This window comes from Arthrobacter sp. P1_B4 (assembly GCF_056406555.1).
The window spans coordinates 55,930-69,128 of record NZ_JBFTZW010000007.1; the positions used below are offsets into that span (position 1 = coordinate 55,930).

At 67.1% G+C, this 13,199-nt stretch carries 10 protein-coding genes; 6 read left to right on the forward strand and 4 right to left on the reverse strand.

Features of this window, described 5'->3' with window-relative positions; all coding sequences use genetic code 11:
• Positions 1-22 precede the first annotated feature (22 nt).
• Positions 23-1,708 (reverse strand): phosphoenolpyruvate--protein phosphotransferase, encoded by a 1,686-nt coding sequence (gene ptsP / locus AC1D1W_RS05190; protein WP_476943124.1) that lies wholly within the window; start codon positions 1,706-1,708, stop codon positions 23-25.
• Positions 1,709-1,892: 184 nt separating this feature from the next.
• On the opposite strand from ptsP, the gene AC1D1W_RS05195 reads away from it, so the two are divergent.
• The 5 genes from AC1D1W_RS05195 (at position 1,893) to AC1D1W_RS05215 (ending at position 7,712) form a co-directional block, all read left to right on the forward strand.
• Entirely contained in the window at positions 1,893-2,621 is a 729-nt protein-coding gene (locus AC1D1W_RS05195) for a TetR/AcrR family transcriptional regulator (RefSeq protein WP_028277575.1), read from the forward strand.
• 58 nt (positions 2,622-2,679) lie between these two features.
• Positions 2,680-4,650: a PTS mannitol transporter subunit IICBA gene (locus AC1D1W_RS05200; RefSeq protein ID WP_243178064.1), complete on the forward strand. Its 1,971-nt coding sequence runs from the start codon at positions 2,680-2,682 to the stop codon at positions 4,648-4,650.
• A complete protein-coding gene (locus tag AC1D1W_RS05205) occupies positions 4,650-5,798 on the forward strand; it encodes a mannitol-1-phosphate 5-dehydrogenase (protein ID WP_476943125.1) in 1,149 nt (382 codons plus the stop codon). The genes AC1D1W_RS05200 and AC1D1W_RS05205 overlap by 1 nt, the downstream gene beginning before the upstream one ends.
• 184 nt (positions 5,799-5,982) lie before the next feature.
• Positions 5,983-6,447 carry a MarR family winged helix-turn-helix transcriptional regulator gene (locus AC1D1W_RS05210; RefSeq protein ID WP_476943126.1) on the forward strand — a complete coding sequence of 155 codons (465 nt, stop codon included), beginning with the start codon at positions 5,983-5,985 and terminating at the stop codon, positions 6,445-6,447.
• Between the two features lie 38 nt (positions 6,448-6,485).
• Positions 6,486-7,712 carry an MFS transporter gene (locus AC1D1W_RS05215; RefSeq protein ID WP_028277571.1) on the forward strand — a complete coding sequence of 409 codons (1,227 nt, stop codon included), beginning with the start codon at positions 6,486-6,488 and terminating at the stop codon, positions 7,710-7,712.
• Between the two features lie 119 nt (positions 7,713-7,831).
• On the opposite strand, the gene AC1D1W_RS05220 is transcribed toward AC1D1W_RS05215, so the two are convergent.
• The 3 genes from AC1D1W_RS05220 to rraA all read right to left on the reverse strand — a co-directional run bounded on the left by AC1D1W_RS05220 (position 7,832) and on the right by rraA (position 11,747).
• On the reverse strand, positions 7,832-9,307 hold the full coding sequence (locus AC1D1W_RS05220) for a sugar porter family MFS transporter (RefSeq protein WP_243178060.1): 1,476 nt from the start codon (positions 9,305-9,307) through the stop codon (positions 7,832-7,834).
• A gap of 202 nt (positions 9,308-9,509) precedes the next feature.
• On the reverse strand, positions 9,510-11,168 hold the full coding sequence (locus AC1D1W_RS05225; RefSeq protein WP_243178059.1) for an MDR family MFS transporter: 1,659 nt from the start codon (positions 11,166-11,168) through the stop codon (positions 9,510-9,512).
• Positions 11,169-11,270: 102 nt separating this feature from the next.
• On the reverse strand, positions 11,271-11,747 hold the full coding sequence (gene rraA, locus AC1D1W_RS05230; RefSeq protein WP_028277568.1) for a ribonuclease E activity regulator RraA: 477 nt from the start codon (positions 11,745-11,747) through the stop codon (positions 11,271-11,273).
• A gap of 154 nt (positions 11,748-11,901) precedes the next feature.
• Between rraA and AC1D1W_RS05235 the strand changes: the two genes are divergently transcribed.
• Positions 11,902-13,167: an MFS transporter gene (locus tag AC1D1W_RS05235; protein WP_028277567.1), complete on the forward strand. Its 1,266-nt coding sequence runs from the start codon at positions 11,902-11,904 to the stop codon at positions 13,165-13,167.
• The last annotated feature ends 32 nt before the right edge of the window (positions 13,168-13,199 follow it).

Sequence of the window (13,199 nt, forward strand, 5' to 3'; positions counted from 1 at the left end):
GAGTGCATCCTAGCGGCAGCCGCTACAGCCCAAGGTCCTCCAGGACCGGCAGTTTTGCCCGCACCCAGGCCCGGGCCTCCGTAGCGCTCGGCGCGGACAAGGCCAGCTTGGCCAGCTCCCGCGCTTCAGCCAGGGTGACGGTCTTCAGCACGGCGGCGACGGCCGCGATGGAACGCGCCGTCATGGACAGCGTGGTGACGCCCAGCCCCGTGAGGACGACGGCGAGGGCAGGGTCCGCCGCGGCCTCACCGCACACGCCCACCGGCTTGTTGTGGCCCTCGGCCGCGGAACCTTCCACGGTCAGGCCCACGAGCCGCAGTACGGCCGGCTGCCAGGGGGTGTTCAGGGCGGCCAGCGGGCCGAGCTGGCGGTCGGCTGCCATGGCGTACTGGGTGAGGTCATTGGTGCCCAGGCTGGCGAAGCCAACCTCGCGGAGGATGGCCTCGGCCGTCAGCGCCGCCGACGGGACCTCCACCATGACGCCGGGCGTCTTGATCCCTGCCGCAGTGCACAGCGAGGCAAAGCGGGCCGCTTCCTCAGCGGTGGAAATCATCGGGGCCATCACCCAGACATCGGCCTCGGATGCTTTCTCCGCCAGGGCAATGGCCTGCAGCTGGCGCTCCAGGACCCCCGGCGTGGTGAAATCGGTCCGGTAGCCGCGGACGCCCAGGGCGGGGTTGGGCTCGGTGGCGTCCGTCAGGAACGGCAGCGGCTTGTCCGCGCCGGCGTCGAGCGTGCGAAGCACCACTTTCTTGCCCGGGAAGGCGTCGAAGACGCCCTGGTAGGCGGCGGCCTGCTCCTCCACGGTCGGTTCGGTGTCCCGCTCCAGGAAGCAGAACTCGGTCCGGAACAGTCCCACGCCCTGGGCGTTCAGGCCTGCCGCGGCCACGGCGTCCTTGGCGCCGCCGACGTTGGCCAGGAGCGGCACGAGGTGGCCGTCCGCCGTCGTGCCGGTCCCGTCAAAGGCGGCGAGCAGCGAGGCGGTGGCGGCCCAGTGAGCTGCGGCCGCGCGCTGGGACTCGTCCGGGTTCGCGGTGATGAGCCCGGCCGCGCCGTCCACGTACACCTCGGTGCCGTCGGCGAGTTCGTCGACCCCGACTGCGGCGACCACGGCGGGCAGACCCAGTGACCGGGCGATGATCGCGGTGTGGGACTGCGGTCCGCCGCCGGCGGTGACGAGGGCCAGGACCTTTTCCGGATCCAGGGTGGCGGTATCGGCCGGGGCCAGGTCCTCGGCGATGAGGATGAACGGGGTGGCGGACACGGGAATGCCCGGCGCGGGGACTCCGCGCAGTTCCGCCACGATCCGGGAGCGGACATCCAGGACGTCCGTGGCGCGCTCGGCCATGTAGCCGCCCAGGTTGTGCAGCATTTCCGAGACCGAGGCGCCGGCTTCCCAGATCGCCCGCTGCCCGGAGGTGCCGCGGCCGATCAGCTTGGCGGCGGATTTGAGCAGCATGGTGTCAGTGGCCATGAGGGCCGTGGCCTCGAGGACGGCCTTGCCGTCGCCCGAGACGGTCTCGGAGCGGGCCTTCAGTTCGTCGTGGACGGATTTCGCCGCGGCTTTCAGCGCCGCCGTCGCGTCCTCCGCCGTGACGCCGGCGGGAAGCTGCTCTCCGGCGGGCGGTTCGCTGATCGGTTTGGGCATCTGCCGGACGGTGCCGATGATGCGGCCGGGGCTAACGCCTACTCCTGGGAAGTTCTGCACTGAAGGTCCTCATATTCTGTCGTAGGCCAGTGGCCACTAAGCCGGTAAACCAGGTGCCGCAGCGACCCTGCTGATCATTTGCGCCTGCGGCTGACGGCTACGGCAGCGGGCGGGTCACGGCACCTGAAAAAATTGTATGTGATGCAGTTCATATAGCGTTGCTATAGGTGCTAGGGTAGCGGTTATGAGTATCGATGGCCAGCTACCACCCAAAGCCCGGCTGCTGCGTGCGGCCGCCGAGCTGCTGGCCAACTCCGGCGGATCCGCAGTCTCGACCCGCCAGATCACGCAGCTGGCCGGTGTCACGGCACCGACCCTCTACCACCACTTTGGTGACAAAGAAGGGCTGTTCGACGCCGTCGTCGCAGCAGGTTTCGACGAATATGTCGCGGGCGAACGGGACTTCGCGCCCTCTGGCCAGCCTCTGGAGGACATCCGGAGGATGTGGGACAACCATGTCCAGTTCGGGCTGAAACAGCCGGAACTGTACCTCGTCATGTTCGGCAATATCCGCCCTGAGAGCCGCCCGGCCATCGTCGCCGATGCCGAGGCCCTCATGGAGGAAATGCTGAACAAGGCGGCTGTCTCCGGCCAGCTCAACGTCCCGCCCAAGGAGGCGGCCAGGTCCATCCTGGCGGCCAATGTGGGCATGACCCTCATGCTGATCGCGGAAAAGGTGCCGGAGCGGAACCTCGAGCTCTCCGCCATGACCCGCGACGCCATGATCTTTGCGGTGTCCACCGAGCAGGCCCGGGACAACGGTTCTGTGGACAGCGGAAAGTCCTCAGTGGTTGTGGCGGCCATCGCATTGAACGCAGCCCTCCAGGCGTCCCACTCGGACCAGCTCTCCAGCTCGGAACTCAAACTCTTCCTCGAATGGCTCCACCGAATCTCCAACAGCTCCACCAGCTAGCTCGGCGAAATTATCGGACCATCCTGCAATGCAGCGGGAACGACGGTTAGGAACTCACATGGCAACAGAGACAGTTGCGAAACCACGCACCAGCATGCGCGTACACGTCCAGAAATTCGGGACGTTCCTGTCCGGAATGATCATGCCCAACATCGGCGCCTTCATCGCCTGGGGCTTCATCACGGCGCTCTTCATCCCGGCCGGCTTCTTCCCCAATGCGGAGCTCGGCAAGCTTGTCGGGCCCATGATCACGTACATGCTCCCGCTGCTGATCGGCTACACCGGCGGCCGGATGGTCTACGGCGTGCGCGGCGGCGTGGTGGGCGCGGTGGCCACCATGGGCGTCATCGTCGGTACCGACATCCCCATGTTCATCGGCGCCATGATCCTTGGCCCGCTCACTGCCTGGATCATGATGAAGCTGGACAAGATCTGGGAAGGCCGCGTCAAGCCCGGCTTCGAAATGCTGATCGACAACTTCTCGGCAGGCATCGTTGCCGCCGCCATGGCGGTCGTCGGCATGCTGGTGGTCGGCCCGATCGTGAAGGCCTTCAGCAATGGCGCCAGCGCCGTGGTCGAATTCCTGGTCACCAACGGCCTGCTGCCCTTCACTAGCATCTTCATCGAGCCCGCAAAGGTCCTGTTCCTCAACAACGCCGTTAACCACGGCATCCTCACCCCGCTGGGCACGCAGCAGGCGCTCGAGCAGGGCAAGTCCATCCTGTTCCTGCTTGAAGCCAACCCCGGTCCGGGCTTCGGCATCCTGCTCGCCTTTTCCTTCTTCGGCAAGGGCCTGGCCAAGGCGTCCGCGCCGGGCGCAGCCGTGATCCAGTTCGTCGGCGGTATCCATGAGATCTACTTCCCGTACGTCCTGATGAAGCCGATGACGATCTTCGCCGCAATCGGCGGCGGCATGACCGGCATCTTTACGCTCGTGGTCACCGGTGCCGGACTCCGGTCCCCGGCAGCCCCGGGCAGCATCATCGCGGTCTACGCCTCCACGGCACGCGACAGCTACGTCGGCGTGACGCTCTCCGTCCTCTTTGCCACCACCGTGTCCTTCCTGATCGCCTCGGTGGTCCTGAAAGCCAGCAAGGCGCCCGCCGAAGACGACCTCGATCAGGCCACCCACCGGATGGAGGCCCTGAAGGGCAAGAAGAGCTCGGTGTCCGCAGCCCTGATCGGTGAGGGCGTGGGCGCCAGCGGCGTCGCCGTCCTCGCCACCCCGATCAAGAACATCGTCTTTGCCTGCGACGCCGGCATGGGCTCCAGCGCGATGGGCGCCTCGGTGCTCCGCAACAAGATCAAGGCCGCCGGATTCACGGACGTCAAGGTCACCAACTCCGCGATCGCCAACCTGACCGACACGTACGACGTCGTCATCACCCACCAGGACCTGACCGAACGGGCCAAGCCCGCGACCGCCAGCGCCGTACATGTCTCTGTGGACAACTTCATGAACAGCCCGCGGTACGACGAGATCGTGGAACTGGTCGAGGCCAGCAACACGGAAGCCGGCACCACGGACGCGGCCCCTGCCGCGGCCGCCGCCGGCACCGCCCCCGCGGCCGCCGAGGCAGAAGCCGAGGAGGGTCCCGCCGGCATCCTGGTGGCCGAAAGCGTCGTCCTCAACGGCCATGCGACCACGCGGGACGCCGCGATCGACGAGGCCGGGCAGCTTCTGCTGGACCGCGGCGCCGTCGACTCCGGCTACGTGGACGCCATGCACGAACGCGAGGAATCGGTCTCCACGTACATGGGCAGCTTCCTGGCCATCCCGCACGGCACCAATGCCGCGAAGGACCACATCATGAAGTCGGCGGTCTCCGTTATCCGCTACCCGAACGGCATCGACTGGAACGGCAAGGAAGTGAAGTTCGTCGTCGGTGTGGCCGGCGTCAACAACGAACACCTGCACATCCTGTCCTCAATCGCCAAGGTCTTCACCAACAAGGCCCAGGTGGCCCAGCTCGAGGCGGCCACCACGGTTGACGAAGTGCTGGCCCTGTTCGGAAAGGTCAACTCCTAGTGAAGGCTGTTCATTTCGGAGCCGGAAACATCGGGCGCGGCTTCGTGGGCCTGCTGCTGCACGACGCAGGGTACGAGGTGGTGTTCGCCGACGTCGCGGACGCCCTCATCACCGAGCTGGCCGCCGCGGACAGCTACGAGGTCCACGAAGTGGGAGAGAACCCCGCAGTCCGTACCGTCAACAACTTCCGGGCGCTGAACTCCGGCACCCAGGAGGCCGACGTCGTCGCGGAAATCGCGACGGCGGACATCGTCACCACCGCCGTGGGGCCGCACATCCTGAAGTTCGTGGCGCCCGTGATCGCCAAGGGGATTGCTGCCCGTGCCGCCGGGCTGGCGCCGCTGCAGGTGATGGCGTGCGAGAACGCGATCAACGCCACGGACATCCTGAAATCCGAGGTCGTTGCCCAGTGGGATCCGGCCGCGGGCGCCCTGGACGCGGCCGCCGTGTTTGCCAACACGGCGGTGGACCGGATTGTGCCGAACCAGGAGGCCGGGCAGGGCCTGGACGTCACGGTGGAGACGTTCTATGAGTGGGTGATCGACCGTACCCCGTTCGCCGGGAACGAGCCGGTGGTCCCGGGCGCGACGTTCGTGGACGATCTGGAACCGTATATCGAGCGGAAGCTGTTCACCGTCAACACGGGGCATGCGGCGGCGGCCTACTTCGGATTCGAGGCCGGCCTGGGCAAGATTTCCGAGGCCATGGCCGACCAGGACGTCGCGGCCGATGTGCGCGCCGTCCTGGACGAAACCAAGGAGCTGCTGGTGGCCAAGCACGGCTTCAACCGGGCCGAGCAGGAGGCGTACGTGGAAAAAATCCTGGGCCGCTTCTCGAACCCGCACCTGCCGGACACCGTCACCCGGGTGGGCCGTGCCCCGCTGCGCAAACTCAGCCGGCATGAGCGCTTCATCGGTCCCGCTGCCGAGCTGGCCGAACGCGGAATTGTCCCCGAGGCGCTTCTCGGGGCCATCGCCGCGGCCCTGCGCTTCAGTGATCCGGCCGACGCCGAGGCCGTGGAGCTGGCGAAAATCCTCTCCGCGTCCACGCCGGACGAGGCCACGGAGAAGATCACTGGCCTGCCGGCGGACCACCCGCTCTTTGCCGCCGTGTCCTCCCTCATCGAGGAGGCCAAAGCGGTCGTCTAGCCGCTCCAGCCCAACGACGCTCCCTCAGATCGCGCGGGTTTTTGGGCGACGCTCCCTCAGATGATTGTCCGATACACGGACCCTCCCTCACTTCTGGTGAGGGAGGGTCTGTGTTTTTGACGCGAAAAGTGAGGGAGGGACGGATGTTGACCATTAGGTTGCCTAACTGTTAGGCTACCTAACTATGAACGCCAGTGAATCGGCTGACCCCGGCCTCCTCGCTCTCGCCGAGGACTTCCGCGAGGCCCTCCGCCACAGCATCTACCTCGTCCGCCGCTTGGACGCCGACGGCGAACTCAGCGCCGCCCAGCTCAGCATGCTCAAGATGCTGTTGGACGCCGGGACCGCCGCAGGCGGTGTGCGGGTGGGCGAAATCGCCCGGAACCTCGGCGTCAAGGTGCCCAGTGCCACCGAGCAGATCATCAAGCTCGAACGCGCCGGCCTCGCCCGGCGCGAGCCGGACCCCGACGATTCCCGCGCCGTCCGGGTCACGCTCACGGACGCCGGCCTCGCCGCCGTCGCGTCCGCCAATGAGCGCCGCAACACCGTCATGGCGGGCGTTCTCTCGTCCCTTTCGGACGAAGACCGCGCCGCTCTCGCGGCCGCCCTCCCGGTTATCGGCAGGATCAACGCGACGCTCCTGGCCTGATCTTCACCCAACAATTCCAATCACTTAGGAGTGCCCCCATGCACGGCCAGCCCGCCGACACCCTGCCGGCAGCGGAAGTAACCCTCGAGGCCGAGAAGGCCTCACTGCTCAAACAGCCCAAGGCAGTGTGGGCCACGGCCCTCGCGGCAGTGTTCGCCTTCATGGGGATCGGGCTGGTGGACCCCATCCTGCCGGCGATCGCCAAGAACCTGGACGCCTCGCCGAGCCAGGTGTCGCTGCTCTTCACAAGCTATTTCCTGGTGACCGCAGTCGCCATGCTGATCACCGGCTACGTCTCCTCCCGGATCGGCGGGAAGCGGACGCTCCTGATCGGGCTGGCGGTCATCGTCGTGTTCGCCTCCCTGTCCGGCACGTCGGGCAGCGTGGCTGAGCTCATCGGCTTCCGCGCCGGCTGGGGGCTGGGCAACGCCCTGTTCGTGGCCACGGCGCTGGCCGTGATTGTCGGCGTCGCAAGCGGCGGCGCCGGCACGGCGATCATCCTTTACGAGGCCGCGCTCGGCCTGGGCATTTCCCTCGGCCCGCTCCTGGGCGCACTGCTGGGCGGCTGGCAGTGGCGCGCCCCGTTCTTCGGCACGGCTGTGCTGATGGCCTCCGCATTCATCGCGCTGATTGCCCTGCTGCCCAAGACGCCGCTGCCCGAGCGGAAAGTCCGGCTCCGGGATCCGCTGCTGGCCCTCGGACACAAGGGGCTGCGGACGACTGCGGCCAGCGGCCTGTTCTACAACTACGGCTTCTTCACCGTCCTCGCCTTCACGCCGTTCATCCTCGGCATGGACGCCTACGGGATCGGCGGGGTGTTCTTCGGCTGGGGTGTGGCCGTCGCGGTCTTCTCAGTGTTTGCCGCCCCCGTGCTGCAGAACCGCTTCGGAGCGGTCCGGGTCCTCACCGGCACCCTGGTCCTGCTGATGCTCGACCTTGTGGGACTGGGCCTGGCCGCCGGGCACTCGGTGCCGGCCGTCGTCGTCCTCGTGGTCATTTCCGGGGCGCTCCTGGGCATCAACAACACCATCTACACGGAGTTGGCCATGGGCGTGTCCGACTCGCCGCGGCCGGTGGCCTCGGCCGGCTACAACTTCGTGCGCTGGATGGGCGGCGCCCTGGCACCGTTTGCCGCGGCGCAGCTGGGCGAGCACTTCGGTCCGCAGGTGCCCTTCTTCGCCGGCGCGCTGGCCATGGTGGCCGCCATTGCCGTCGTCTTCGGCGGACGCCGCTACCTGGCGGCGCACGAGCCGCACGTGGTGTAGCAACGCCCGGTGTTGTGCAGAACCCGCTGAGGTGACAAAGAACGCCCATGCTTCCGAGGAAGCATGGGCGCTCTTTGTCGGAACGCTGAAGGCGCGGCGGGCCTGACAGAAGCGCCGGCTCAGGCCCTGGCGGACTCTTTCGCGGATTCCTTGGCGGCTTCCTTTGCGGATCCCTTGGGTACGAACAGGGTTTCGGCCTGCTCCAGGGACATGCCGTTGGTCTCCGGGACCTTGAACATGACGAAGAAGAAAGACGCCGCCGCGAACAGCGCGTACATGGCGTACGTCAGCGGCAGGGAGGCCGCGGCCATGACCGGGAAGCTCAGGGTGATGGCGAAGTTGGCGATCCACTGCGCGGCCGCGGCCAGGCCCAGGGCCCGGGCGCGGATCCGGGACGGGAAGATCTCCCCCAGCAGTACCCACACCAGCGGGCCCCAGGAGGCGCCGAAGCTGATGACGAAGACGTTGGCGGCGACCAGCGCCGCCGGCCCCCACGCACCCGGCAGCGAGATCGCGTCGCCGGACCCGGTGGCCGAGCCGAAGGCCAGCGCCATGGTGCCCAGCGAGAGGGCCATGCCGATGGAGCCGGCCAGCATGATCGGACGGCGACCGATCCGGTCCACCAGGGCGATTGCCACGAGCGTGACCAGGATGTTGGTGACGGCGGTGGCCACGGAGATGGTGAGCGAATCCTTTTCCTGGAAGCCCACCGCCTTCCACAGCGTGGTGGAGTAGTAGAAGATCACGTTGATGCCGACGAACTGCTGCAGCACGGACAGGATGATACCGATCCAGACCACCGGCTGCAGGCCCAGGGCCTTGCCGCGCAGGGATCCCTTCTGGCCGGCGAGCTTGTCCTCGTCGATGGCCTTCTTGATGTCGCGCAGGTGGCGGTCTGAGTCATCGTCCGGGGCGATCGAATTGAAGACCCTGAGGGCCTCCTCGTCCTTGCCCTGGAACACCAGGAACCGCGGCGATTCGGGCAGGGTGAAGGCGATCCAGCCGTAGACGACCGCGGGGACGGCGGCGGCCATGAACATCCAGCGCCAGGCTTCCAAACCAAGCCACAGGGCCTGGTCCGCGCCGCCGGCCGACGTCGCGAACACGGCGTCGGAGAGCAGGGCGGCGAAGATGCCGGTGGTGATCGCCAGCTGCTGCAGCGAGGCCAGGCGGCCCCGGACGTGGCGGGGGGAAATTTCGGAAATGTAGGCCGGCGCGATCACCGAGGCCAGGCCGATGCCGAGCCCGCCCACCAGGCGCCAGAAGATCAGGTCCCAGACGCCGAACGCGAACCCGGTGCCGATGGCGCTGACGAGGAACAGCAGCGCGCCCAGCTTCATGGCCGGGATCCGGCCGTAGCGGTCGGCGATCTTGCCGGCCAGGTAGGCCCCTGCCGCGCAGCCGAGGAGGGCCACGGCGACGGCGAAGCCGGTCACAGCCTCGCTGAGGGCGAACTCGTCCTTGATCGCGTCGACGGCGCCGTTGACGACGGAGGAGTCAAAGCCGAAGAGGAAGCCGCCGACGGCGCCCGCTACGGCCAGCCAAATGACCCTTTTTGGGATCTTGGCGGCGGTCTGGTCATGGGTGGTGGTCATACGGCTCCCTTGGCAGTTCGCGGTCCACGGCCTTCGCCGCAACTACCCAGTCTTGCACCCGACCCGGCGTGCCCCCTGTCACAACCACCGGAAAGTGAGACGAAACATACACTTTGCCGCTGCTGCGGCTGAGGACAGACGACGACGGCCGGCAGTCCAGAAAGACTGCCGGCCGTCGTCGTGTTCCAGACCTCGGGATCGCCTAGTGGGCGGCGGCCACGGCGCCCTCCCGGGCAACCGCCTTCGGGTCCGTGAGCTTCTTGTTCGGCAGGGCGAACGTGATCAGGAAGGCGATGCCGGTGAGCACGGCGGCCGTGAGCATGACGGCGTCGATCGACTGCGCGAAGCCCTCGACGATGGGACGGGTGAGCGTCGGGTTGGCCGTGTGCAGCCAGCTGGTGTCGTTCAGCGAGTCGTTGCTGGCGCCGTTCTTGAAGAAGTCGTAGAGCTGAGCGTTGGCCGGGTCGGCGGCCACGGCCGGATCCTTGAGCACCTTGAGGTAATCAGCATTCTGCGCGGCGTCCTTCATGCCCGTGGCGATCTTGTCCGCCGCGAGGCTGAAAAGCATCGAGATGAACACGGCAGTGCCAACAGCGCCGCCCATGGAACGGAAGAACGCGGCGGAGGAAGTGCCCACGCCCATGTCCTTCGAGGGCACGGAGACCTGCATGGCCAGCGTCAGCGGCTGCATGCAGAAGCCGAGTCCCAGGCCAAAGAACACGGCGATGGCGCCGGGGACCCACAGTGGGGTGTCCACGCCGAGGGAGAGGCCCATGACGACGGCGGCCACCGTCAGCGTAGCGGTGCCAAGGATCGGGAAGATCCGGTAGGTGCCCGAGGCCGAGATGGTCCGGCCCGCTGTGATGGAGCCGGTGAGGATGCCCACGGTGAAGGTGATCATCATGAGGCCGGCCTCGGTGGGGGTCAGGCCCTTGACCAGCTGCAGGTACATGGGCAGCATCGCGATGGCGCCGAACATGCCGATGCCGATGATGAAGTTCAGCAGCGAGGACAGGCCGAAGGTGATGTTCTGGAACAGCCGGAGCGGGATCAGCGCGTAGTCGGCGGCGTGCCGTTCGGCAAGCAGGAACGCGATGATACCCACGACGCCGAGCCCGTAGCAGAGGTAGGAGTTCGCGGAGCTCCAGCCCCAGGTGCGGCCCTGTTCGGCCACGAGGAGGAGCGGCACAATGGCCAGCGTGATGGCCGCGGCGCCCCAGTAGTCGATCTTCTGCTTCACGTGCTTGGCGGGGAGGTGCAGGTACATGAACACCACTGTGAGGGCCGCGAGACCGATCGGGATGTTGATCAGGAACACCCAGCGCCAGCCGTCGATCCCGAGGATGGTTTCGGTGCCCGCGAAGGCGCCGCCGATCACCGGGCCCAGGACGGAGGAGATGCCGAAGACCGACATGAAGTAGCCCTGGTACTTGGCCCGGTCCTTGAGCGGCACGATGTCGCCGATGATGGTCAGGGCGAGGGCCAGGAGGCCGCCGGCGCCCATGCCCTGGATGCCGCGGGCAATGGCGAGTTCGGTCATCGAGTGGACCGAGCCGGCATAGAGCGAACCGGCGAGGAAGATCACGATGGCGATGAGATACAGCGGGCGGCGCCCGAAGATGTCACTGAGCTTGCCGTAGAGCGGCGTGCTCACCGTGGAGGTGATGAGGTAGGCGGTGGTGGCCCAGGCCTGCAGGGAGAGGCCGTCGAGGTCATTGGCGATCGTGTAGATCGAGGTGGACACGATTGTCTGGTCCAGCGAAGACAGGAACATGCCGAGCATGAGTCCCACCATGACGGTGATGGTCTGACGGTGGGTCAGGACCTCTCCCGCGGCGCGCACGGAGGTGGTTTTGGACATGACTGCTCCAAGGTGAAGTGGGGGATTAAGCGGATAGTTGCTTTCAGTAACTATGTTACTGGCTGAATTGTTCCCGCCACTACCTCGGGGAGAAGAAAGTCCTTACCGTTCGACCAGGATCCCGTCCGGATCGCACCAGATCATCACGCCCGGGCGGATGGCCACGCCGTCGATCTCCAGGGGCACGTCGATTGCCCCGGCGCCGTCCTTGGCGCTCTTGCGCGGGTTGCTGCCCAGTGCCTTGACCCCGAGCGGCAGCGCCGCGATGGCGAGCCGGTCCCGGATGGCACCGTTGATGACGACGCCGGCCCAGCCGTTCGCGACGGCGCTCGCCGCGATCATGTCCCCCATCAGTGCCGTGCGGAGGGAACCGGCGCCGTCGACCACCAGGACGGAGCCGTGGCCGGGAGTGGCCAGCACGGTCTTGACCAGCGCGTTGTCCTCAAAGCAGCGAATGGTCCGGACCGGTCCGCTGAAATGCGTGTGCCCGCCCAGGGACTGGAACTGCACCGACACGGATTCCAGCTCCCCGCCGCGCTCGTCGTAAAGGTCTGCAGTATTCAGGGCGGAAGCGTTCACAGTGACTCCTTGCGTGTTTACGGGATGACATGGCAGAGCGGGTTGGCAGTGTGTTTCATGATCGAGACTCGCACATTGCGCCCAGATCCGCCGAGTCCCGGTAGTCTGGCTGCGCACTGATACATATGCCTGAGCATCAGTTCCAGGGGGAGCCATGAGCATGTCCGATACCACCGCGCCGGCGCTCGCCGAACCCGAACGCCGCGTCCGGCCTGTCTGGACGGCAGGGGTGGTGCTGGTCAACGTCGGCATCAACGCGGCATTCTTCGGCCCTCTCCAGGTGCTCCTCGGCCAGCAGGCGGCAGCCTTTAGCGAACCGGACAAGGAAGCCATCCTCGCCCTCGTGACGGGTGCGGGGGCGGCCGTGTCCCTGGTGGCCAACCCCCTCTTCGGCGCCTTCAGCGACCGGACCACCGCGCGCCGGGGGCGGCGGGTGCCGTGGGTGCTCTTCGGTGCCGTCCTGGGTGCCGCGGCCCTGATCGCGCTGGCGGGCGCCCCGGGCGTTGCCGCCATGACGCTGCTCTGGTGCCTCGTCCAGGCCGGCTGCAACGGCGCCTATGCGGCCATCACGGCGGCCATCCCGGACCGCGTGCCGGTACCCCAGCGCGGCATGGTCGGCGGCCTTGCCGCCATGGGCCAGACAGCGGGAATTCTGGCAGGGGCGGCGATCGCCGCCGCCGTCGCCGGAAACTTCGCCGCGGGGTATGTTGTCTGCGCGGTGGCGCTGCTCGCCGGCGTCGTGCTCTATTACTTCAAGAACGACGACGTTCCGCTGCCTGCGCAGGCCCGTCCGCCGTTCAGCCTGGGCGGCTTTGTGCGGGGTTTTTGGATTTCCCCGGCCCGCCATCCGGATTTTGCCTGGGCCTGGCTGACTCGGCTCCTGGTGAACATCGGCAACCATATGGTCACCCTCTATCTGCTGTTCTTCCTCAACGACGCCGTCCGCGTCCGCGAAACCCAGGGTATCGAGCCCGAGTTTGGCGTCCTGATCCTCACGGGCCTGTATGCGGTCATGGTGATCATCACCAGCGTGGTCGGCGGCCGGCTGAGCGACCGCCTGGGCCGCCGGAAGCCGCTGGTCATCATCTCATCCGCCGTGATCGCCGCAGCCTCCCTCATTCTTGCCTTCGCCCCCACCTGGCCGGGTGCGCTGATCGGCGCGTCCGTGCTCGGCATCGGCTTCGGCTGCTATCTGGCGGTGGACTTTGCCCTCATTACCCAGGTGCTGCCCACGGCCCTGAACCGGGGCAGGGATCTTGGCGTCATCAACATTGCCAACTCGCTGCCGCAAGTGCTCGCCCCGCTGATCGCCTACCCCTTTGTTGCCTTCTGGGGCGGCTATGTGGCGCTGTACGTGGCGGCCGCCGTGATTGGGCTTCTGGGGGCCGTGTTCGTGGTGAAGATCAAGGGCGTGGACTGACCCGGCCGCGTTCCGTACAGGGGGCTTCGGCG

Excerpts from the sequence above, each read along its gene's own strand:
- AC1D1W_RS05195 (WP_028277575.1), top strand. The coding sequence starts at position 1,893 with ATGAGTATCGATGGCCAGCTACCACCCAAAGCCCGGCTGCTGCGTGCG.
- AC1D1W_RS05200 (WP_243178064.1), top strand. The coding sequence starts at position 2,680 with ATGGCAACAGAGACAGTTGCGAAACCACGCACCAGCATGCGCGTACAC.
- AC1D1W_RS05210 (WP_476943126.1), top strand. The coding sequence starts at position 5,983 with ATGAACGCCAGTGAATCGGCTGACCCCGGCCTCCTCGCTCTCGCCGAG.
- AC1D1W_RS05215 (WP_028277571.1), top strand. The coding sequence starts at position 6,486 with ATGCACGGCCAGCCCGCCGACACCCTGCCGGCAGCGGAAGTAACCCTC.
- AC1D1W_RS05220 (WP_243178060.1), bottom strand. The coding sequence starts at position 9,307 with ATGACCACCACCCATGACCAGACCGCCGCCAAGATCCCAAAAAGGGTC.
- AC1D1W_RS05225 (WP_243178059.1), bottom strand. The coding sequence starts at position 11,168 with ATGTCCAAAACCACCTCCGTGCGCGCCGCGGGAGAGGTCCTGACCCAC.
- AC1D1W_RS05235 (WP_028277567.1), top strand. The coding sequence starts at position 11,902 with ATGAGCATGTCCGATACCACCGCGCCGGCGCTCGCCGAACCCGAACGC.